This window comes from Streptomyces sp. NPDC059454 (genome assembly GCF_042749965.1).
Lineage (GTDB): Bacteria > Actinomycetota > Actinomycetes > Streptomycetales > Streptomycetaceae > Streptomyces.
In genome coordinates this window covers 53398-74074 of record NZ_JBHYVC010000010.1, presented here as the reverse complement: position 1 = coordinate 74074, position 20677 = coordinate 53398, and the positions used below count along the sequence as shown (strand labels likewise).

Genomic DNA, 20677 nt, shown 5'->3' with positions numbered 1-20677 from the left:
CCCGGCAGACAGAAAGCGACGCCATGACCGACAAGCTCACCGTCAGCGTCCTGGGCACCGGCATCATGGGCGCGGCGATGGCCCGCAGCCTCCTGCGCGCGGGGCACACCGTACGGGCCTGGAACCGCACCCGCGCGAAGGCCGAACCGCTCGCCGCCGACGGCGCGCACATCGCCGGCACCCCCGCGGAGGCGGTCGAGTCCACCGACGTCGTACTGACCATGCTGTACGACGGCCCGGCCACCCTGGAGACGATGCGCCGGGCCGCCCCCGCCCTGCGCGGCGGAACCGTGTGGGCGCAGTCCACCACCGCGGGCATCGAGGGCGTCGCCGAGCTGGCCGGTTTCGCCCGCGAACACGGCCTGCTCTTCTACGACGCCCCGGTCCTCGGCACCCGCCGGCCCGCCGAGGACGGACAGCTGACCGTGCTCGCCGCCGGCCCCGCCGAGGGCCGGGACAGGGTGACCCCGGTGTTCGACGCGGTGGGCGCCCGCACCGTCTGGGCCGGGGAGGACGGCGCCACGGCCGGCGCGACCCGCCTGAAGCTGGTCGCCAACAGCTGGGTGCTCGCCGCGACCACCGCCGCCGGTGAGGCCCTCGCCCTGGCGAAGGCCCTCGACGTCGCACCGGACGGCTTCCTCGACCTCATCGCCGGCGGCCCGCTCGACATGGGTTATCTGCGTGCCAAGGCCGGGATGATCCTCGACGGGCGGCTCACCCCGGCCCAGTTCGCCGTGACGACCGCGGCCAAGGACGCCAGACTGATCGTGCGGGCCGGCGAACAGCACGGGGTCCGCCTGGACGTGGCCGCCGCGAGCGCCGAACGGTTCGAGCGGGCCCATGCCCTGGGCCATGGCGACGAGGACATGGCCGCCGCCTACTACGCCAGTTTCGACGACGACCCCACCACCTGATCGGCCGAGCGGTACGCACGAAGGAGTCCATGGTGTCCAAGCCCCCGCTTCCCCCCGAGGCACAGGAACTGCTGCGCAAGCCCAATCCCTGCGTGATGGCCACGCTGCGCTCCGACGGCACGCCCGTGTCCACCCCCACCTGGTACCTGTGGGAGGACGGCCGCGCGCTGATCAACTTCGACGAGGGCCGGGTACGCCTGAAGCACGTCCGTCGCGACCCCCGCGTCACCCTCACCGTCCTGGCCGGCGACGACTGGTACACCCACGTCACCCTGCTCGGCCGGGTGACCGAGATCTACGACGACGAGGACCTGGCCGACATCGACCGCCTCTCCCGGCACTACACCGGCAACCCGTATCCGGACCGGGAGCGGACGAGGGTCAGCGGCCGGCTCGAGGTCGAGCGCTGGCACGGTTGGGGTGCGATGAAGGACAGCGACCAGGCGGGCGGCTGACCGCCGGTGCCCGGCCGGACGCCGACGCCGGTCGACGGCGAAGGCCCGGCCGGGATTCCCGGTGAGGACGCTTTCCACCGCCGCCTCGCCCACGGCGTGCGCGAGCCGGGGCCGTGCCGCCCCGTTCCCGGAAGGCGGCCGGCTCCGCCCGCGCCGCCGACCGGCCGTGCGACTCCTCGCCGGGGAGCCGGAGGCTGCCGAGGAGGTCTCCTCGACGGAAGCCGACGGGGGCGCCGCTCCCGCGGCAGGAGCGGCCCGAGCAGACCACGCCCTCGTGCCGAAGGCGGTCCGGAGTCAGCCGCAAGGACTCCGGACCGCCTGTCACAGCTCACTGCTCGGCTACTCGTCGGCATCCGCCTTCTCCACGGCGGGCACGTCGGCGACTCTCCATCCCGTTCACCACCACGTGCGGAACGGTCTCCTCAACCAGCCGCAGCGCGGGGGCGAGGTCGAAGCGGTGCGCGTCGAGCCTCGGCTCGGTCGTACGGCTTGACGCCGTCAGCCCGGGCGACGGAAGGCCCCGCGGGCCGGACAGCGGTACGGAACGAGGGGCGGGGCCGCTGCTTCGAGGTGGTGCTGCCGGCTACTTCGGGTCGCGGTCGAACAGGGTTCTGGACCAGAAGTGGCCGAGGATCGTGAGGCCCAGGCACCAGGCGACGGCCAGCCAGCCGTTGTGGCCGATCCCGCTGCCGAGCAGCAGGCCGCGCAGGGTCTCGATGGCCGGGGTGAACGGCTGGTACTCGGCGATCGGCTGGATCCAGCCCGGCATCGCCCCGGCGGGGATGAACGCGCTCGAGATCAACGGCAGGAGGATCAGCGGCATGGCGCTGTTGCCGGCCGCCTCGGCGGTCGGACTGGACAGGCCCATCCCGACCGCGATCCACGTCAGCGCCAGGGAGAACATCGTGACCAGCCCGAATGCCGCCAGCCACTCCAGGACCGTGGCGTCCGTCGAGCGGAAGCCGATGGCCACGGCGACGGCGCCCACGAGGACCACGCTCATGACCGACTGCAGCACGCTGCCGGCGACGTGCCCGATGAGCACCGAGCCGCGGTGGATCGACATCGTACGGAAGCGGGCGATGATGCCCTCGGTCATATCCATGGCCATGTACACCGCGGCGCCGATCGTGGTGCTCCCGACGGTCATGAGCAGGATGCCCGGGACGATGTAGGCGACGTAGTCGGAGCGGTCCGCGCCGCTGCCGCCGATGCCGGCGCTCATCGCGTCGCCGAAGATGTAGACGAAGAGCAGCAGCATCAGGACGGGCGTCAGCAGCAGGTTCAGCGTCGCGGACGGGTAGCGGCGCGCGTGCAGGAGGTTGCGGCGCAGCATCGTGGACGAGTCGCGCACGGCCAGGGTCAGGGAGCTCATCGGACCGCCTCCTTGGGCTGGTGGGGGACGGCGGCGCCGCCGGTCAGGGCGAAGAAGACGTCGTCGAGGTCGGGGGTGTGCACGGTCAGGTCGTCCGCCTCGACGCCGGCCGAGTCGAGCCGGTCGAGGAGCGCGCGCAGTTCGCGCTGGCTGCCGCCGCTGGGAATCTGCAACGCCAGCGCCTCGTCGTCGCGCTGCACCTCGCGCAGCGCGGTGGCGGCACTGTGGTAGGCGGCCGGGTCGGTGAAGCGGAGGCGGACGTGCCCGCCGGGAACGATCCGTTTGAGTTCCTCGGCGGTGCCCTCGGCGGCGATCCTGCCGTCGTTGAGCACGGCGATGCGGTCGGCGAGTTCGTCGGCCTCCTCCAGGTACTGGGTGGTGAGGAAGACGGTCACGCCGTCGGAGACGAGCTCGCGGATGATGCCCCACATGGTGTGGCGGGAGCGCGGGTCGAGGCCGGTGGTGGGCTCGTCGAGGAAGATGATCCGCGGGTCGCCGACCAGGGTCATGGCGATGTCCAGGCGGCGCTTCATGCCGCCGGAGTAGGTGGAGGCGGGCTTCTTCGCCGCCTCGGTGAGGTCGAACCGCTCCAGCAGTTCGGCGGTGACCCGCCGCCCCTCGCGCCGGGAGAGGTGGTGCAGGTCCGCCATGAGGAGCATGTTCTCCTCGCCGGTGATCAGCCCGTCCACGGCGGAGAACTGACCGGTGACACCGATCGCGGCCCGTACGGCCTGGGGGTCGGCGGCGAGGTCGTGGCCGCCGACCCGCAGGTCGCCGGCGTCCGCGGTGACGAGGGTGGAGAGGATCTTCACGACGGTGGTCTTGCCGGCGCCGTTCGGACCGAGCAGCGCGAAGACGGACCCGTCCGGGATGTGTAGATCGATGCCGTCGAGGACGGTCTTGCCGCCGTACGTCTTGCGCAGGCCGAGGGCGGAGATGGCGGGCGGTGACAGGCGGCCGCCACCGTTTTTGGACGTGGGCATGACAGGCGAAGGCACAGGGGTCTCCCCTTCGAGGGATGAGGTGATGGGGGAAGCCGGGGCCGGTCCCGGTAGGTCAGGACCTGGCGCGTGGCGGCGTCACTCGCGGGAGACCCGCATCGTGGAGCCGGGGCCGTCGAGGCCGGTGATCACGTCGTCGAGGTGCTGCGGCGCGAGCTCGACGAGGTCGATCGGCACGCCGGCCTTGGCCGGTCCCGTGTCGAGCCGGCCGGTCGGCTCGCGTCCATGCGCGCCGCGCCGAGGCGAACGGGTCGCGCGGGTGGGCTGTACCCGCGGGCGCGAGGCGACGGGTGTCACTTCTCGGCGGTGCCGGGTTTCCCGCCGATGGACTCCTGATAGACGTCCGCATAGGTGCGCGAGTCCTTGATCAGGTCGTCGCAGAACGCGGCGACGTCGTTGCCGATGAGTTCCAGGACCCCCTTGCCCGCGGCGACGCCCTCTTCGAAGAAGTCGACGATCCCGGGCAGCAGGGGCCCGTCGGACAGGTCGATCGGTCCGACCTTGAACAGGTACCTCTGCATCTCCTTGTAGACGATCCGGTAGTCCGGTGGGAGTGCCTTGACCCGCGCCATGTGCGCCCGCCACTGCTTCTTTCCCTCGATGATGTCTTGGATGCTCACGTCAGCCCTCCAGCCGGTTCAGTTTCCTGGCGACGTTCCTGTTCAGCTGCTCGCGCCACCGGTCGCGATGGGTTCGGGCCCCTTCTCCGCCGGCCAGCGCCGTGCAAAAGCCCCGGATGTCCTCGCCGAGCACCTCGCGGACGCTCAGCCCGTCCGCTGCGGCTTCTTCGAGCAGCCCCAGGGCGGCGTCGAAGATCGGCGTCAGGTTGCGGCCGGTGAAGTCCCCATGGGGAAAGAGGTGGCCCTTGATCTGTTCCCACGCCGCCCGGTAGTCGTCCGGCAGGGCTGCGGCCCGGGCTTCGAACGCCTTCCATTCCCTGGTGAGATCGCTGCCTGTGATGGTCTCCCAGAAGTTCATCTCCCGCCCTCCTTGAGCTTGTCGATGCGTGATGAGACGTACTGCCATTTCGCCCAGAACCTCGCGAGTTCCTCGCGTCCGGCGTCGTTGAGCGTGAAGAACTTGCGCGGCGGACCGGCCTCGGACGGCCGTTTCGTCACCTGGACGAGCCCGTTCCTCTCCAGCCGCAGCAAGATGGTGTACACCGTCCCCTCGACGACGTCGGTGAAGCCGAGCTCGTTCAACTGACGGGTGATGGCGTACCCGTAGGTTTCCTCGCTGCCGATGATCTCGAGCACGCACCCTTCGAGCGTGCCCTTCAGCATCTCCGTCAGGTCGTCCATCGCAAGCCCACCTCAGTCCTCTCGGTACTTCGTGGTACCGAGTACCACTACAAAGTATCACCGAGTAGTGGAGGGTGTCAGTGAGCGGTGACCACGGACCGGACCGTGCGATCCGCGAAGTGAAGGAAGAGCCCCGCGCACCGCGCGGTGCTTCAGGGCCTCCACCGCGATCCCGGAGCGGTTCAGCGGCCGGCGGACGGCCGTGAAGTCGTCGTCGAGGCAAGGCCCTTCGAGCACGGGCCGGCCGGCGCCCGGAGGTGCAACGCCCCCTGCCCCGAGCCGCTGGAGAGGCCGGAGCCCGTGGATGGCAGGGGCCCCGTTGGGGGCGGTTCGTCACGGCCGAGGCGTTGGTCCCCGACGGCACCGTGCCGCTCGCGTCCCTCGGCGGGGTCCCGAAACGCCAGTGGCCGGCTCGACGCCTACGTCAACTCGCTCTGCCGCTCCGTCGAGAACCACCGGGACGGCCGGGCCCTCGCCGCTCGCCCGGACGCCGCCGACAGCATCCGGTTCCTGCTCGAGCTGCTCTTCGCCCTCGACCGCCGCCCCGCCCCTGCAACAAGTACCTGGCGTGGGAGCTCGCCCGGCATCCGCTCCCGGGCTGGGGCACCGAGGTGTTGCCCCATGCCGTGGACCGCATCTCGGCGACAGGCGACGCGACCCTGCAGCGGCACCTGTTCACCCGGGTCGAGGCGGCGGCCCGGGTGGCCGGGCACGGCGGAGTACTGGACGCCTGGGGCGAGGACCTGGACCTCATGCGGCCGCGACAAGGAGACAGGGAGGACTCCCTGTGGCCGTTGCCGGCAGGCCGCATCGCGCCGTGGCCGACGCGGTTCACCGTCAGCTCCCCGCCGCCGCTGCCGCGCTCACCGTGCTCCTCCATCCGCCGGCTCGTCAGGTTACGGAGAGCGGAAGGGCGCGGGGTGCCGTGACAGGCCGACGGACCGGACGGCATGTCACATCCGTACCGGGAACGAACCGTCGGGGACCGGCCGTTGGAACTGTCGAGGCGCTCGGCCGGCGGCAGCGCGCCCGCTGCCGGGACCCGCAGGCCGGGAGGGAGCCGGGGGTTTCGCCACCGGCTCCCCGCCGGCCTGCCGGTCGTCCGTGTCAGCCGGGCACGGTGGAGCGGGCCGGAGCCCGTTCGGAGCGGTGGTCCCCGGTGGTGTGTTCCACCAGGGCGACCTCCGCGAAGCGGTGGTCGGCGGGCTCGCCGGCCGTGATCCGCGGACGCCGGTCCCCGGCGGGCGTGTTGGTCGCGGCCGGTGTCGGCAGGGTGAACCACACGATCTTGCCGGACTCGCCGTCCGGCACCGCGCCCCAGCTCTCGCTCATCGCGGCCACCATCGCCAGCCCGCGCCCGCACGTGGCGAGCGGGCTCGCGTCCGCCACGACCGGCAACCGCGGGTCGTGGTCGCGCACCGACACCTTGAGCCGGTCGAGCAGCAGCTCGATCTCGACGGTGCACGTCTTGTCGGGCTGGGCGTGCCGGTGGACGTTGGACAACAACTCCGTCACACCGAGCGATGCCCGGTCTATCAACGAGTCCATATGCCAGTAGCGCAACTGCGCAGATACGATTCTGCGGACCTGGCCGATCCGCGACGGCAGGGCTTGGAGCTCCACCGCGCAGTGCCTGCTTGGGTGAGTGATCACGGCTGCGACTCCCCGACGTGAGGTCCGGAAGAACACGGAAGACGGATCCAGCAGGGCGCCTGCGTGACGCTGCCGCCTGCTGTCGTGGCCGGCGGGCTGGTTCGCAGCGTTATCGCCGGTAAACCCAGAGTGACGTGAGACCAGCGTGACGCAAGAGGTGAAGTGACGCAAGTCACGGACATCTCAGGCGCCGCGCCCCGACGCCCGGCGTACGGCCTCGATGAAACGGCGGGCGGCGGGCGGACCGGGTTCACCCGGCGCGGGGTCGTGGTCGCCCAGGGTCAGGAGGTACCGCTTGCCGTTGAGGTCCGCGAGCGCCCGGTCCTCGGGTGCGAACCAGGGCCTGGACGCCCGTACCGCCTGCACCGGCGCGCTGTCGATCTCGCTGCCGTAGCTGGTGAGCAGCTCCAGCCGGCCCTCGCTGATCCGGACCTGGCCGGCCCGGGTGAGCGAACGCAGCCACTTGCCGATCCGCACGCCCGTGGCCGTGAACTCCGGCTCCGCCATGCCACCCGCCCCCTTGTGCGCGTCGGTGTGCCGGACCGTGCTCCACGGGCCGGCTCCTGTCCAGCTCCAGTGTGCCCCGTACGGGACGCTGCTCACGCCGGTGCAGTCTGCCCGCACCCGCCGCCGAGCACCAGTGCACGCGCCACCGTTCCCCGGGGCCCGGGGTGCACTCGCGCCAGTGCGCCCCCTTGCCGCATCCTGCGCTCCCCAGGAGTGCCTTTGAGTGGCTCAAAGAAGTGTTTATGCAGGTGAGAGGTGGTGTGGAGGGTGCTTATGATCGGGGTACCGGCCGCGCGAGACGCCGTCGGCGCTCAGCGTAAGGAGCCCCGCCGTGAGCACTCCCCGACAGACCCTGGCCGGCGCCACCCTCGACGTCGACCACAGTGACGCCGCCTACCGGGCCTGGCTGAAAGAGGCCGTGCGCAGGGTGCAGGCCGACGCCAACCGCTCGGCCGACACCCATCTGCTGCGCTTCCCGCTGCCCGAGCGGTGGGGCATCGACCTCTACCTGAAGGACGAGTCGACCCACCCGACCGGCAGCCTCAAGCACCGGCTGGCCCGTTCGCTCTTCCTCTACGGGCTCTGCAACGGCTGGATCCGTCCGGGCCGCCCGGTGATCGAGGCGTCCAGCGGTTCCACGGCCGTGTCGGAGGCGTACTTCGCGAAGCTGATCGGCGTGCCCTTCATCGCCGTCATGCCGCGCACGACGAGCGCCGAGAAGTGCCGCCTCATCGAGTTCCACGGCGGTCGGTGCCACTTCGTGGACGACCCCCGCACGATGTACGAGGCATCCGCCGCCCTGGCGGCGGAGACCGGCGGCCACTACATGGACCAGTTCACCTACGCCGAGCGGGCCACCGACTGGCGGGGCAACAACAACATCGCCGAATCGATCTTCCGCCAGCTGGAGCTGGAGCGGTTCCCGGAACCCGTGTGGATCGTCGCCACGGCCGGCACCGGCGGCACCTCGGCGACCCTCGCGCGCTACGTCCACTACATGCAGTACGACACCCGCATCTGTGTCGCCGACCCGGAGAACTCGTGCTTCTTCCAGGGCTGGACCACCGGCGATCCGGGCGTCGCCTGCGACCGCGGCTCCCGTATCGAGGGCATCGGCCGGCCCCGCATGGAGCCGAGCTTCGTGCCCGGCGCGATCGACCGGATGATGAAGGTGCCCGACGCGGCCAGCGTCGCCGCCGTGCGGGCCCTGGAACGGGTCATCGGCCGCAAGGCGGGCGGCTCCACCGGCACCGGGCTGTGGAGCGCGCTGAAACTCGTCGCGGAGATGGTGGCGGAGGGCCGGCGGGGGAGCCTGGTGACGCTGCTGTGCGACCCGGGGGACCGGTACCTGGACAAGTACTACTCGGACGCCTGGCTGGACGGGCAGGGTCTGGACATCGCGCCGTACACGGCGGCGATCGAGTCCCTGCTGCGGACCGGCGTCTGGCCCGACTGAGGGCTACCCCGCGAGCCGGCGTGACCGGCCCGAACCACTCCGTCCAGCCGGTGACGTCCTCGCCCGAGCGCGCGGAACACCCGCTCGGGCGAGGCGGAGACCTCCCGCTCGAAGACCGGACGTACGGGCGCGGCCCGGACGAACTCGTGCCCCACGGGGCGCAGACGGTGGGCCACGGACGTGACCTCCTCGACGGACACCGGACTTGGCGGCAGGCAGGCAGGTTGGAGGTCCGTCAGATGTCAGCGGCCTCCGAGGACTCCTCGGGCTCGCCCGCCACCACCAGCCGCCGCAGATGCTCGGACACCTCCGCGCGCGCCCCCGCGGGCAGCCCGGAGTCCGTCACCAGGGTGTCGACCTGTTCCAGGGACGCGAACGAACTGAGCCCCACCGTGCCCCACTTGGTGTGGTCGGCGACCACGACCACCCGCCGGGCCGACTGCACGAGGCGCCGGTTCGTCTCCGCCTCCGCGAGGTTCGGGGTCGACAGCCCCGCCTCCAGCGATATGCCGTGCACCCCGAGGAACAGCAGGTCGAAGTGGAGCACCGCGATCGCCTGGTCGGCCACCGGCCCCACCAGCGAGTCGGACGGCGTGCGCACCCCGCCGGTCAGGACGACCGTGGCCGCGCCCTGCCGGGTCCCGGAGGTGCGCTGCGCCGCGTGGAACACATCGGCCACCCGCACCGAGTTGGTGACCACCGTGAGGTCGGGAACGTCGAGCAGGTGGTGCGCCAGCGCGAAGGTCGTCGTACCGCCCGACAGCGCGATCGCCGCGCCGGGAGCGACCAGCTCGGCCGCCGCCCGCGCGATGTCCTCCTTGGCGGTCGGCTCCAGGCCCGACTTGGCCTCGAACCCGGGCTCGTGCGTGCTCGCCTCCACCACCGGGACCGCGCCGCCGTGCACCTTCTCCAGCATGCCCTGCCGGGCCAGCGCGTCGAGGTCGCGGCGGACCGTCATGTCCGACACGCCGAGCTTGCGGGTCAGCTCGTTGACCCGGACCCCGCCCCGGCGCCGGACCTCGTCGAGGATCAGGGTGCGCCGCTGCTCCGCGAGCAGGTTCTGATTCTCGCTCACGTACGCTCCGGTCCTTTCGCCGCAAACCGTCCGACCTGCCCGCACCCGCTCCGACGAGCGGGTTTCCGCCCGGCATCGGTGCGCGGACGTCCCATCCTCGCATGCCGCGCCCCCGGCGGCGCCACTGCCGGATCGTCGCGCGCATGTCATTGATCTCCCGCATGTCGCTTGCTTGTCACACGGATCGGGGAGATTACGTGACGAGAGGTGCGAGCCGTTCCGCCACGGGAGATCCTGAGCCCGCACGGACGGATCCGACGGGGTGTCACGGGGGAAGTGCGAATCAGTGGAGAGCACGCGGCAACACGGACCGGCCGAGGGGACCGACGGTCCCGCGGAGCGGCCCGGGGAGTCCGGGACCGCCCTGGAACTCCTGGTCCACGGGGTGGGCGGCACCACCCCCGAGGAGATGCTCGACGACCCGCGCACGGTGAGGATCACCGGTGACGACGTCGCCGCCGTGTTCCGCCGCGCCGACGACGCCGACGCGGAGCGGCGACCCGCCGGACGACGCGAGGGACCCGTCCCCGAGGCCTACGTCTGGTGCAACCTCACCTCCGGGAACGGCACCCGCGCCCTGTGGCTGCTGCTGCTCCCCTTCATGGTGGTCAACCTCGCCCACTGGATGCGCCCCACCGCCCACGGCCGCCGGCGCACGGTCCGGCTGTACGGGCTGCTGGTGCGGCTGGCGGCGCTGAGCCTGACGGTGCTGCTCGTCGCGGCCGCCTGCGAGGTCGCCCTCGACCTGGCCGCCTGGCAGTGCGCGGGTACACACACGTGCGCCGAACGGCACTCCTGGCTCGGCTTCCTCTCGCCCGGGACGTCCGACGGCGGCTGGTGGAGCGCGCCGGGCCGCAGGCTGGCGCTCGCCGCCCTGGTGCCCGCCGCCCTCACCGGCCTGCTGTGGTTCCTCTCCCTGCGCACCTGGAGCGCGTACGAGTCCCAGCAGCCGATGACCCACGACCCCGAACCCGAGGAGGACGGCGGGCGCACCGCACTGGGCCGGCCCGGCTTCTGGTACGGCCGGCGCCTGGTCGCCCGGCTGCGCGCCGCGCACACCGCCGCCGGACTGCTCACCGTCGCCGCCGCGGTCGGCTCCGCCGCCGCCCGCCACGACCGAGAGCCGGGCGGCCCGGCCGTCCTGGGCGCCCTCGGTGTGCTCCTGGAGGCGGTGCTGGCCGTCGGTGCGGGCGCCGTGGTGTGGGTGGTGTGCCGCCGGGGCCGCACCGAACACCGGCTGGACGGCGGACTCGACCGGCACCTGGTGCGGTACCTGCCGCTCGCCGCGCTCGTCCTGCTCGCCCTCACCCTGCTCTACGCCGGGTGGGAGCGCCCCGGTTGGGAGTCGGCGGGCCGGCTGCCGGGCGACGCCACCTTCGGCGCCCTCGCCCTCGCCCAGGGCCTGCTGGTGATCGTGCTCGCCGGAGTCGCCCACAGCCTGCACCGCACCGACCCCGACCGGCGCGCCGCGATGCGGGGCCTGGCCGGACCGGCGGTCGCCATGCTCGCCTGCGCGCTGGGCGGCGTCATGTCCGGCGGCGTCTCCCAGCGGGTCGCCGACTGGCTGGACGGCACCGGGACCTCGATCCCCGGCCCGCCCGTGCTGCTCACCTGGCAGGCGTCCGTCATCCCGCCGCTGCTCGTCCTGGTGCTGCTGCTGTGCGGCTGGCTCGCCCGACGCGCCTGGCGCATGGCGCGCGTCGAGCGTGCCGCCGTGGAACGCGAGTACCCCGGCGAGACGGGCGACCCCGGCCGCACCCGCCGTATCGCCTCCGTGCGCGCCATGGCCGCGCTCACCGACCGCGCACCGCGCGTCCTCGCCGTCATCTCCGCCGCGACCCTGCTGCTGGGCGCCGGCGCCCTCGTCGGCGCCCTGACCACCGACAGGACACCCGGCGAGGCGGCACGAGGCTCGTACGCCGTCGTCCACGGCGCCGCCGAGACCGCGCAGGCGCTGGGCTCCTGGCTGATCGGACTCGGCTTCGTACTCCTCGTCACCTGGGGCCGCCGCGCCTACAAGGACGCCTCCGCGCGGCGCACCATCGGCATCCTGTGGGACGTCGGCACCTTCTGGCCGCGCGCCGCGCACCCCTTCGCGCCGCCCTGCTACGCCGAGCGCGCGGTGCCCGACCTGACCTGGCGCATCGCCACCTGGACCCGGGCCACCGGCGGCCGGCTGGTGATCTCCGGCCACTCCCAGGGCAGCGTCCTCGCCGCCGCCACGGCCTGGCAGCTCCCGCCGTCCACCCGCAGACGCGTCGCGCTGCTGACCTACGGCTCCCCGCTGGAGCGGCTGTACGGCCGCTGGTTCCCGGCCCACTTCGGCCCGGACGCGCTCAGCTCCCTGCACCGGGAGGTCGACTGCTGGCGCAATCTCCACCGGCGCACCGACCCCATCGGCGGCCCGATGCGGCTGCCCGGCGACCGCGGCCCCGACGTGGACCGCCCCGCGCTCAAGGACCCCCTCGCCTACGGCCGCACCGAGTCCCACCCCCTGCCCGCGCCGATCCTCGGCCACTCCGACTACCAGGCCGACCCGGCGTTCGCCGAGGAACGCCGCCGCCTGCTCGCCCGCCTGCGGCCGGACGTACCGGCACCCCGGCCCACGGGGGAGCCCGACGGTGCTCAGGGCAGCGCGGGCAGGTCCTCGGCGTAGAGGAGGGTCAGGTCGTCGGTGGTCGGCTCGTCGAGCTGGGCCACCCGGCTCGCGTGCCGCTCGACCATCGCCTCGAAGGTCTGCCGCGCGGTGCGCCCGTTGCCGAACGCGGGCCCTTTGGGGATGTCGGCGAAGTACGTCAGCAGGGCCTCACCGGCGCCCGGCGCCAACCGGTACTCGTGCTCCTCGGCCTGCTGCCGCACGATCCGCAGCAGTTCCTCGGCCCCGTAGTCGTCGAAGGTGATCGTTCGTGAGAAACGGGACGCCACGCCCGGGTTGACCGCCAGGAACCGTTCCATCTCGGCCGTGTAGCCGGCCACGATCACCACCACCGCGTCCCGCTGGTCCTCCATCAGCTTCACCAGCGTGTCGATGGCCTCCTTGCCGAAGTCGCGCCCGGCGTCCTCCGGGGAGAGCGCGTACGCCTCGTCGATGAACAGCACACCGCCGCGCGCCTTCTCGAACGCCTCCTGGGTGCGGATCGCCGTGGAGCCGATGTGCTCGCCGACCAGGTCGACCCGGGACACCTCGACCAGATGCCCCTGCTCCAGCACCCCGAGCGAGGCGAGGATCTCGCCGTACAGACGGGCGACGGTGGTCTTGCCCGTGCCGGGGGAGCCCGTGAACACCAGGTGCCGCTTGACCGACGCCGCCTTCAGGCCGGCCCGCTGCCGGCGCCGGCCCACCTCGATCATGTCGGTGAGGGCGCGCACCTCGCGCTTGACGCTCTCCAGGCCCACCAGCGCGTCGAGTTCCCCGAGCACGGCCTTGGACGTGCGGGTCTCCCGCTCCGGCCCGGGGGCGGGTGGTGCCGGCTCGGTCGTCCGGGCGGCGGGAACCGTGCTCAGCAGGCCGGTGGTGTGGCCCACCGTCTGCACGGCCGGCTCCGGTGACACCGGCGGCCGCAGGCTCCCGCTCTCGTCACCGGTGCAGTCCTCCACGACGGGACCGCCCGAGCCGGACGCCGCGTCGCCCTCGGCGAACTCGTACCCACCGCGCGCGCAGCGCTCCGTACGGCACTTCCGCAGCGTCGTGCGGCTGCCGTCGATCACATGGAATCCGTAGCCGCCGCTGTCCGTGACCCGGCAGTTCACGAAGGTGCCGCGGCCGCCGGCGGAGACGTAGACGCCGGCCTCGGCGGGGGAGGCGACGGTGCAGCGCTCGACGGTGGGGTCGGCGCCCTTGGTGACGATCACGCCGGTCTGCACGCCCTCCAGGGAGCAGTTGGCGAGGGTGCCGCCGCTGCCGTGGTCGCGGAACCAGGCGCCCGTCGCCGCCTCCCGGATCCGGCAGTCGTCGAGCTGCGCGGTGGCGCCGTCGCTCACCGACACGGCCGTGTTGCGCACCTGCGTCAGATCGCTGTCGACGACGTCCGCGCGCGAGCCGCGGTCGAGCACGAACAGGGCGTCCGGCACGTCGTGCACCCGGCAGGAGTCCAGTACGGCGGTGGCGCCGTCGCTCACCCACACCGCCGGGTAGTCGCCGGTGCTGTCGAAGATCTCGCACTGGTTGGCGTCCACGCGCGTGCCCGGGTCCCACACCGACAGGCCGTTGCGGCCGAACTGCCGCACGCTGGTGCGGGTCAGGGTGAGCACCGAGCGGGACCGCAGATCGACCGCGTTCTCCGGGATGTCGTGGATGCGGCAGTCGGCCAGCGTCAGCACCGCGTCCGTGTCGAGCGTGATGCCGTCCCCGGTCGTCCGGTGCACATCGCAGTCGGTGAGGTGGGCGGTGGCGCGGCCGGTGACCTGGACACCGCTGCCCCGCACCTCGTAGACCTCGCAACCCACCGCCTCCAGCGCCGAGTTCTCCCCGGCCGCGGTCAGTCCCGAGCCCGAGGCATGATGCACCCGGCAGCGCTCAAGGCGGGGGCGGGCGCCGCCGTGCACCGTGACCCCCGCCTGCCCCGCGGCGACCACCTCGCACTCCTCGAACACCCCGCCCCCGCCGTCCACCACGGCGATGCCGGCGCCCGCCGGATTGTCGACCGTGCAGCGGCGCACCGTGGGCCGGGCGCCGCCGCGCACCTCGATGCCGGCCGCGGACCGGGTGACCACGCGTATGTCGCGCAGTTCCGGGGTGCCCCCCTCGACCAGCACGGCCGGGGCGGTGGTGTCCTGCCCCTCCACGTGCAGGTCCTGGACGACCGCCGAGGCGCGCACGGTCAGCGGAACGCCGTCCGGGGGCGCGATGCGCACCGAGCCGGGTGAGCCCTCGGGGCCGCGCAGGGTCACCGCCCGCTGCACGACGAGGTTCTCCCGGTAGGTCCCGGGAGCGACGGTGAGGACGTCGCCCTCGGCCGCGGCCTCCAGGGCGGCGGCGAGCGATGCGTACTCACCCGTGCGGCGCCGCCACCTCGATGTGCCGGTGTGCGTCACCTGGACCGTGCCCTGTGCCATGGCGTAGCTGTGCCCCCACCTTGTCGTACGTGGCTCGTTCGCGTGCGTGTCGCCGCCGATCGGTTCGGCCGGACCACCGTAGCGTGCGCGCGGGCACCGGGTTGACCAGAGCCGTGACGTCGGTCAGCTGCCGGTCCCGGTCCTGCCCCAGTCCGGGCCCGCCCTGTCCCACGCCTGGTCCCAACGCGCGTACCGACGGCGGAGCATGCGCCGGACGGCCAGCCGTCTGAAGCCCTCGACGAGGGCCGCGGTCACCAGGGCGGCGCCGACGCCGGCGAGCACGGCGTGCGTCGTGGCCGTCGCGGCGTCCAGGGGGCGGGTCGCGACGGTCCCGTGCCCGTCGGTCCATGTCCGGAAGCGGTCGCCCGGCCGAGGGTCCTTCAGGCGCGTCGGCACCGGCCCGCTCCGCTCGGTGCCGTCCGGAGCGGTCCAGTGGGCGAGGACGCGGTGGCGCGGATCCCCGCCGACGGAGATCTCCGGGTCGGAGGCCGCCGGGGACGGATCGAGCTTGCGCACCACCGTGGCCGTCACCGGGTGCCGGGACTGGTGCTGTGCGCGCACGGAACGCTGCAGGGCGTCCTGGGCAGCGCCTCCCACGAGGACGCCGGCCACCGGGGCGGCGACGAGGAGGAGGAGCAGCGCCGCGAACGCCACCCAGGCCTCGGCCAGGTCGGTCCCGCGGCACAACGGGTTGTGCCGCCAGCGCCAGAGTCCGCTGATCGCTCGCACGGTCCGCGCCCCCTTCCCCCCGCGGGTCCTTTCATGGATCTCTCATGAAAGGCCAACGCGCGAGGTTCGGGGCCCGAGTTCCCGCGCCCGTGACGGGAACCGCGGCGTGCGGACCTCCACGATGACGCCGGTGCCTCCGTTCCCGGCGCGGACAGCCGGACGCCGCCGGCCGGAGACCCGGCGGCGTCCCGTGCGAAGCGCGGTGGCCGGCGCTGTCCGAGGCGAAACCGCGTTCCCCGCCCCGCTGGGCAGAAGTCCGATGCCCTCCCCGGGAGCAGCCGGAAGCGACCTCGGGGCCTCCGGCGAATCGGGTGCGGACGGGCATGCCCGCAGGGCTGTCGTGCCGTACGGCACGACAGCCCGGACAGGCTCAGTATCCGCGGTACTGCTGGCTGTTGTACGGGTCCTGGTAGGGAGCGGGACCCGGCCGCGGAGCCGCCGGACGCATCGCCTCGTAGCCGGCGGGCGGAGCCGGACGCGGCGGCTGCGGCTGGGGGCCGGGGTAGCCGCGCGGCGCGGTCGCCTGCTGCGGGATGTACCCGGCGGGCACCTGCTGGAACGGGACGGGCTGCGGCGCCTGCGGGTAGCCGTAGGAGGGCTGGGACGGAGCCGCCGGGAGGGCGGGCAACGCCGAGGGGAGCGCGGGCAGGTGGCCGGCCGGCGCGTCGTACGCGGCGGGGACCCGGATCGGGGCGATCTGCGGGGTACCCCGCTCGGCCACGAGGGAGTCGTAGATCGGGGTGTCCGGGAAGGAGGCGGAGTAGTAGCCGCCGCCATAAGTGGAGCGGGGGGAGGTCATGGCACATAAGTTAAGCCCACGATGTGCTGGTTGGGGAGACCGATAAGAGGGTTGTTTTCCGTGCCCGCCGTGACCGGGGATCACCAATGTGAGCGAACATGTAGAAAACAGGCACATCGGTAGGCGTATTTCGTGTAAAGGCCGAGTTCCGGGCCGGTTACCGGCGGTTGGCCACCGGTTCCCGCGCACTCCCCATGGGAGTTCCCCGCGCGGGGGAATAAGTTGTGCGGACGAAGACCGACGGATGCCGGGACCCGGCCTGGCGCGGCGGCCCGTGATGGGGGGCGGACATGTCAATGCCGAAGGGATCGAACACACCGGTGCCGACGACGGCACTGCGGGTGGACGTGGGCCGGCGTTCCGGCCCCGGCGTACCCGACGCGGACGCCTCAGCCCTCCTGCTGGCCGGCGGGAAGGTCCGTTCCGACGACGACTTCGTCTTCTACAACCAGCCCGCCCACGCCTCCGGCGCCGTGCGTCACGAGGGCAAGCGGGAGGCGGGCGGGCGGGTCACCGACACCCTGCTCGTCGACCTCGCACGTGTGGAGCCGGGCATCGAGACGGTGATCCTGGCCGTCTCCTGCGACGGCGGCACGTTCGGACAGGTCCCGGACCTGTACATCGAGGTCGAGGACACCGCGAACGGCACCGTGGCGGCCCGCTTCGACAGCACGGGCGCGACCACCGAGACGGCGTTCGTCCTCGGCGAGTTCTACCGGCGCCAGGGCGCCTGGAAGTTCCGCGCCGTCGGCCAGGGCTACAGCAGCGGACTCGAGGGCCTCGCCACCGACTACGGCATCACGGTGGACGAGCCGCAGCACACCCCCGCCGCCCCGGTGCCGCCCGGCACGCCCCCGGTCGCCACGCCCGTCCCGGCCGCACCGCCTGTGCCCTCCGCGCCCCCCACGCCTCCCGCGCCGGTCCGGCTGACGAAGGTGACGCTCACCAAGGCGGCCCCCTCCGTCTCCCTGACCAAGCAGGGCGGCACGTCGGGCGCCCTGCAGGTGAACCTCAACTGGGAGGTCCGCAGGCAGTTCTCGGGCTGGGCGGGCAAGCTGGGCCGCCCGGTCGCCATGCACTCCGACCTCGACCTCGACCTGTGCGCCCTGTTCGAACTCACCGACGGCCGCAAGGGCGTCGTCCAAGCCCTCGGCAACGCCTTCGGGGCACTGCACCAGCCCCCCTTCATCCACCTGGACGGCGACGACCGCACCGGTGCCGCGGCGAACGGCGAGAACCTCACCGTCAACCTCGACCACAAGCACCTCCTCCGGCGCGTCCTCGTCTTCGTCACCATCTACGAGGGCGCCCGCTCCTTCGCCGACCTGCACGCCACGGTCACCCTCCGGCCGCAGCACGGCGCACCGATCGACTTCTCCCTCGACGAGTGCACCGTCCCCTCGACCGTGTGCGCGCTCGCCCTGATCACCAACACCGGCGGCGGCGAGCTCGTCGTCCGGCGCGAGGCCCGCTACCTGGTCCCCGAACGCGGAGTGAGCCCGCAGCGCACCGTCGACCACGCCTACGGGTGGGGCATGAACTGGACCCCCGGCCGCAAGTGAGGTGACGGGCGGTCAGCCCTCGTCGGGCACGGCGTCCGGACGCGCGTAGGTGCGGCCCTTCCAGGCCGCGCCGCGCCCCTGATGGTGCCGCACCGCCGAGTCCACCGTCATCAGCAGGTACAGGAACGCGGTGAACGGCAGCAGGGGAGCGAGCCACAGCGGCTGCCGGTAGTAACGGAGCATCGGGACGTACGTCCCCGTCATCACCAGCCAGGCCGCCGTACCGAGGACCATCGCCACCCCGCTCCCCGTCACCGCGCCCGCGGTCACCGCGACGGGCGGCATCAGGTACACCAGCGCCAGCCCGGCGACCGTGCCGGCCAGCAGCACCGGGCTGTGCCGCAGCTGCGCGTACGCGCTCCGCGACACCATGCGCCACAGATCGCGCAGCCGCGGATACGGACGCACGCTGTCCACCCGGTCCGCGAGCCCCAGCCAGACCCGTCCGCCGCTCCGCTTCACCGCGCGGGCGAGCGCCACGTCGTCGATGACGGCCTGCCGGATCGCGTCCGGGATCCGTGCCCGCTCGGCCGCCGCGGCGCGCAGCAGCACACAGCCGCCCGCCGCGGCGGCCGTCCGGGTCCCCGCCCGCCCGATCCGGCGGAACGGGTACAGCTGCGCGAAGAAGTAGACGAACGCCGGTACGACCAGGCGTTCCCAGGGGCTCTCCACCCGTAGCCGGGCCATCTGCGACACGATGTCGAACCCACCGGTACGGGCCGCCGCCACCAGTCGGCGCAGACTGTCCGGGGCGTGCGCGATGTCGGCGTCCGTCAGCAGCAGGTACTCGGGGTCACGCGCGCGTGCCAAGCCCATGCCGTGCCGTACCGCCCACAGCTTGCCGGTCCAGCCGGCGGGCGGCTCGCCCGGGAAGCCCACCGTGAGCGGCAGCCCGCCGTGCCGGTCCGCGAGCTCCCGCGCGAGTTCCCCGGTACCGTCCGTGCTGCCGTCGTCGACGAGGAACACCTCGGCCCGGCCCGGATAGTCCTGGGCGAGCAGCGAGGGCAGGCTCGCGGGCAGTACGGCCGCCTCGTCACGCGCGGGGACCACGACACACACCGACGGCCAGGTCACCGGGTCGCGGGACGGCGGGAGCCGCACGTCGGCACGCCAGAAGAAACCCTGGCAGAGCAGCAGCCACCACCAGGCGGCGAGTGATCCGGCGGCACTCCACACAATGGCGCTCACCTGCCGCAGTCTGCCCCACGGCAGGGGCCCGAAGCGGCTCATCGTCTATCGTGGCCGGGTGAAGATCGCGCTCATGGACTCCGGAATCGGTCTGTTGGCGGCCACCGCCGCGGTACGGCGCCTGCGCCCCGACGCCGATCTCGTCCTCTCCCTCGACCCCGACGGCATGCCCTGGGGACCCAGGACGCCGGAGGACCTCACCGAGCGCGCCCTCGCCGTCGCCGGGGCCGCGGCCGCGCACCGGCCCGACGCGCTGATCGTCGGCTGCAACACCGCCACGGTGCACGCCCTCACCGCCTTGCGCGCCCGCCTGGAGCCCGGCCTGCCGGTCATCGGCACCGTCCCGGCGATCAAGCCGGCCGCGGCCGGCGGCGGACCGCTGGCGATCTGGGCCACACCGGCCACGACCGGCAGCCCCTACCAGCGGGACCTGATCGAGAACTTCGCCGGCGGCGTCACCGTCACGGAGGTGCCGTGCTGGGGGCTCGCCGAGGCCGTGGAGCGCGCGGACGAGACGGCGATCGACGCCGCCGTCGCCGCGGCTGCCGGGCTGACCCCGGACGACGTGACGACCGTCGTCCTGGGCTGCACCCATTACGAACTGGTCGCCGAGCGCATCCGGGCCGCCGTGCAGCGCCCCGGCCGACCGCCGCTCGCCCTGCACGGCTCCGCCGGAGCGGTGGCCGCCCAGGCCCTGCGCCGCCTCGGCGAGCAGCCCGCCCCCGGGGCCCCGGCGAGCGGCACCCTGACGGTGCTGCTGAGCGGACGCGAGGGCGCGCTCCCCACGGCCGCCCTCACCTATGCGGAGGGCCGACTGCTGAGGCAGGCCGCTGCCGCCCGGACGGCGCAGTAACGCGGTGCCGCGCGGTACCCGCTGGGCGAATCCTGAGTAACCTCGAATCCATGAGGGACCACCGCCACGGCGAGCATGCCCCGTACCCCGAGGTCTGGACCGGTCGCGCCACCAACCGCTTCCAGTGGTTCCTGGCGCTGATCGGCGCCGCCTGCCTGGCGCTCGGCATCGTGCTGGCCGTCGACTCCGCGTGGACGTCCGGCATCGCGCCGCTGGCCATGGCCGTCGTCGGCTGCATCGCCGCCGGGCTGCTGGTCCTGTTCGGCACCCTCGCCTTCGTGCATGTCGCACTGCGGGTCGACGAGCACCACCTGGAGGTGCGCTGCGGCCACATCGGCGTGCCCCGCCGCCGCATCCCGCTCTCACACGTCGCGGGCGCGGAGTTCGCCCCGCACGTCACCCCGCGGCACTGGGGCGGCTGGGGGTACCGCTGGCGGCCCGAGAAGGGCACGGCAGTCGTCGTGCGCCGTGGTGAGGGCATCGTCCTGCGCCTGTGGGACGGCCACACCTTCACGGTCACCGTGGACGACGCGGAAGCGGCGGTGACCGTCATCCGCGACCGCCTCCGCCCCAACAAACCAGGCGCGCCCCACTAACCGTCTCCCGCTCCCGCGGGCAGCCGCCGCTGTACGTCTCCCGCTCCTGCGGGCAGCCGCCGCTGTACGTCTCCCGCTCCTGCGGGCAGCCGCCGCTGTACGTCTCCCGCTCCTGCGGGCACCCGTGCCGCTGGGGCGGCACGGGTGGGCGCGACGGC

At 73.2% G+C, this 20677-nt stretch carries 20 protein-coding genes and 1 pseudogene; 8 read left to right on the top strand and 13 right to left on the bottom strand.

All coding sequences use genetic code 11. The features are described from left to right. The first annotated feature begins 23 nt into the window (after positions 1–23). On the top strand, positions 24–914 hold the full coding sequence (locus ACFXAE_RS09910) for an NAD(P)-dependent oxidoreductase (protein WP_384710776.1): 891 nt from the start codon (positions 24–26) through the stop codon (positions 912–914). A 32-nt stretch (positions 915–946) separates the two neighbouring features. Then, the gene (locus ACFXAE_RS09905) at positions 947–1369 is read left to right on the top strand and encodes a PPOX class F420-dependent oxidoreductase (protein ID WP_384711061.1); all 423 of its coding nucleotides are present in this window, start codon (positions 947–949) and stop codon (positions 1367–1369) included. A gap of 583 nt (positions 1370–1952) precedes the next feature. On the opposite strand, the gene ACFXAE_RS09900 is transcribed toward ACFXAE_RS09905, so the two are convergent. From ACFXAE_RS09900 to ACFXAE_RS09875, 6 genes are all read right to left on the bottom strand, one after another. Beyond that, positions 1953–2744 carry an ABC transporter permease gene (locus tag ACFXAE_RS09900; RefSeq protein ID WP_384710773.1) on the bottom strand — a complete coding sequence of 264 codons (792 nt, stop codon included), beginning with the start codon at positions 2742–2744 and terminating at the stop codon, positions 1953–1955. Beyond that, complete coding sequence (locus ACFXAE_RS09895; protein ID WP_384710769.1) at positions 2741–3727, bottom strand: ATP-binding cassette domain-containing protein; 987 nt, start codon at positions 3725–3727, stop codon at positions 2741–2743. Before ACFXAE_RS09895 ends, ACFXAE_RS09900 begins: the two co-directional genes overlap by 4 nt. A 96-nt stretch (positions 3728–3823) precedes the next feature. Next, a complete protein-coding gene (locus tag ACFXAE_RS09890) occupies positions 3824–4042 on the bottom strand; it encodes a hypothetical protein (protein ID WP_384710766.1) in 219 nt (72 codons plus the stop codon). Beyond that, positions 4039–4365, bottom strand: coding sequence for a DUF1048 domain-containing protein (locus ACFXAE_RS09885; protein ID WP_384710763.1), 327 nt, complete (start codon positions 4363–4365; stop codon positions 4039–4041). The genes ACFXAE_RS09890 and ACFXAE_RS09885 overlap by 4 nt, the downstream gene beginning before the upstream one ends. Position 4366: 1 nt before the next feature. Next, positions 4367–4723 carry a DUF1048 domain-containing protein gene (locus ACFXAE_RS09880; protein WP_384710760.1) on the bottom strand — a complete coding sequence of 119 codons (357 nt, stop codon included), beginning with the start codon at positions 4721–4723 and terminating at the stop codon, positions 4367–4369. Then, on the bottom strand, positions 4720–5046 hold the full coding sequence (locus tag ACFXAE_RS09875) for a PadR family transcriptional regulator (protein ID WP_384710756.1): 327 nt from the start codon (positions 5044–5046) through the stop codon (positions 4720–4722). The genes ACFXAE_RS09880 and ACFXAE_RS09875 overlap by 4 nt, the downstream gene beginning before the upstream one ends. Positions 5047–5439: 393 nt before the next feature. Between ACFXAE_RS09875 and ACFXAE_RS09870 the strand changes: the two are divergent. Beyond that, a pseudogene (locus tag ACFXAE_RS09870) lies at positions 5440–5810 on the top strand (hypothetical protein); the annotation flags it as partial. A 343-nt stretch (positions 5811–6153) separates the two neighbouring features. Here the strand turns inward: ACFXAE_RS09870 and ACFXAE_RS09865 are convergent. Continuing rightward, positions 6154–6699: an ATP-binding protein gene (locus ACFXAE_RS09865; protein WP_384710753.1), complete on the bottom strand. Its 546-nt coding sequence runs from the start codon at positions 6697–6699 to the stop codon at positions 6154–6156. A gap of 183 nt (positions 6700–6882) precedes the next feature. Next, a complete protein-coding gene (locus ACFXAE_RS09860) occupies positions 6883–7206 on the bottom strand; it encodes a hypothetical protein (RefSeq protein ID WP_384711058.1) in 324 nt (107 codons plus the stop codon). A 331-nt stretch (positions 7207–7537) separates the two neighbouring features. Between ACFXAE_RS09860 and ACFXAE_RS09855 the strand changes: the two genes are divergently transcribed. Next, complete coding sequence (locus ACFXAE_RS09855; RefSeq protein WP_384710750.1) at positions 7538–8662, top strand: PLP-dependent cysteine synthase family protein; 1125 nt, start codon at positions 7538–7540, stop codon at positions 8660–8662. 235 nt (positions 8663–8897) lie between these two features. Here ACFXAE_RS09855 and ACFXAE_RS09850 read toward each other — a convergent pair whose 3' ends face one another. After that, positions 8898–9737 carry a DeoR/GlpR family DNA-binding transcription regulator gene (locus ACFXAE_RS09850; RefSeq protein WP_384710747.1) on the bottom strand — a complete coding sequence of 280 codons (840 nt, stop codon included), beginning with the start codon at positions 9735–9737 and terminating at the stop codon, positions 8898–8900. 286 nt (positions 9738–10023) lie between these two features. On the opposite strand from ACFXAE_RS09850, the gene ACFXAE_RS09845 reads away from it, so the two are divergent. Further along, a complete protein-coding gene (locus ACFXAE_RS09845; protein ID WP_384710744.1) occupies positions 10024–12393 on the top strand; it encodes a hypothetical protein in 2370 nt (789 codons plus the stop codon). On the opposite strand, the gene ACFXAE_RS09840 is transcribed toward ACFXAE_RS09845, so the two are convergent. From ACFXAE_RS09840 to ACFXAE_RS09830, 3 genes are all read right to left on the bottom strand, one after another. Then, entirely contained in the window at positions 12363–14792 is a 2430-nt protein-coding gene (locus ACFXAE_RS09840; RefSeq protein WP_384710741.1) for a right-handed parallel beta-helix repeat-containing protein, read from the bottom strand. The genes ACFXAE_RS09845 and ACFXAE_RS09840 overlap by 31 nt on opposite strands. Positions 14793–14915: 123 nt before the next feature. Further along, positions 14916–15521 carry a hypothetical protein gene (locus tag ACFXAE_RS09835; protein ID WP_384710738.1) on the bottom strand — a complete coding sequence of 202 codons (606 nt, stop codon included), beginning with the start codon at positions 15519–15521 and terminating at the stop codon, positions 14916–14918. A gap of 370 nt (positions 15522–15891) precedes the next feature. Continuing rightward, on the bottom strand, positions 15892–16320 hold the full coding sequence (locus ACFXAE_RS09830) for a DUF6643 family protein (RefSeq protein ID WP_384710735.1): 429 nt from the start codon (positions 16318–16320) through the stop codon (positions 15892–15894). A 296-nt stretch (positions 16321–16616) separates the two neighbouring features. Between ACFXAE_RS09830 and ACFXAE_RS09825 the strand changes: the two genes are divergently transcribed. Next, complete coding sequence (locus ACFXAE_RS09825; RefSeq protein WP_384710732.1) at positions 16617–17882, top strand: TerD family protein; 1266 nt, start codon at positions 16617–16619, stop codon at positions 17880–17882. 12 nt (positions 17883–17894) lie between these two features. Here the strand turns inward: ACFXAE_RS09825 and ACFXAE_RS09820 are convergent, their stop codons facing one another. Continuing rightward, the gene (locus ACFXAE_RS09820) at positions 17895–19112 is read right to left on the bottom strand and encodes a glycosyltransferase (RefSeq protein WP_384710729.1); all 1218 of its coding nucleotides are present in this window, start codon (positions 19110–19112) and stop codon (positions 17895–17897) included. Between the two features lie 16 nt (positions 19113–19128). Between ACFXAE_RS09820 and ACFXAE_RS09815 the strand changes: the two genes are divergently transcribed. Continuing rightward, positions 19129–19923 carry a glutamate racemase gene (locus ACFXAE_RS09815; protein ID WP_384710726.1) on the top strand — a complete coding sequence of 265 codons (795 nt, stop codon included), beginning with the start codon at positions 19129–19131 and terminating at the stop codon, positions 19921–19923. A 50-nt stretch (positions 19924–19973) separates the two neighbouring features. Further along, a complete protein-coding gene (locus ACFXAE_RS09810; protein WP_384710723.1) occupies positions 19974–20519 on the top strand; it encodes a hypothetical protein in 546 nt (181 codons plus the stop codon). Positions 20520–20677: the final 158 nt, after the last annotated feature.

Bases quoted from the DNA above. Each gene is read 5' to 3' on its own strand.
- ACFXAE_RS09910 (WP_384710776.1), top strand. From the start codon at position 24: ATGACCGACAAGCTCACCGTCAGCGTCCTGGGCACCGGCATCATGGGC.
- ACFXAE_RS09900 (WP_384710773.1), bottom strand. From the start codon at position 2,744: ATGAGCTCCCTGACCCTGGCCGTGCGCGACTCGTCCACGATGCTGCGC.
- ACFXAE_RS09895 (WP_384710769.1), bottom strand. From the start codon at position 3,727: ATGCCCACGTCCAAAAACGGTGGCGGCCGCCTGTCACCGCCCGCCATC.
- ACFXAE_RS09880 (WP_384710760.1), bottom strand. From the start codon at position 4,723: ATGAACTTCTGGGAGACCATCACAGGCAGCGATCTCACCAGGGAATGG.
- ACFXAE_RS09875 (WP_384710756.1), bottom strand. From the start codon at position 5,046: ATGGACGACCTGACGGAGATGCTGAAGGGCACGCTCGAAGGGTGCGTG.
- ACFXAE_RS09860 (WP_384711058.1), bottom strand. From the start codon at position 7,206: ATGGCGGAGCCGGAGTTCACGGCCACGGGCGTGCGGATCGGCAAGTGG.
- ACFXAE_RS09840 (WP_384710741.1), bottom strand. From the start codon at position 14,792: ATGGCACAGGGCACGGTCCAGGTGACGCACACCGGCACATCGAGGTGG.
- ACFXAE_RS09830 (WP_384710735.1), bottom strand. From the start codon at position 16,320: ATGACCTCCCCCCGCTCCACTTATGGCGGCGGCTACTACTCCGCCTCC.
- ACFXAE_RS09825 (WP_384710732.1), top strand. From the start codon at position 16,617: ATGCCGAAGGGATCGAACACACCGGTGCCGACGACGGCACTGCGGGTG.
- ACFXAE_RS09820 (WP_384710729.1), bottom strand. From the start codon at position 19,112: ATGAGCCGCTTCGGGCCCCTGCCGTGGGGCAGACTGCGGCAGGTGAGC.
- ACFXAE_RS09810 (WP_384710723.1), top strand. From the start codon at position 19,974: ATGAGGGACCACCGCCACGGCGAGCATGCCCCGTACCCCGAGGTCTGG.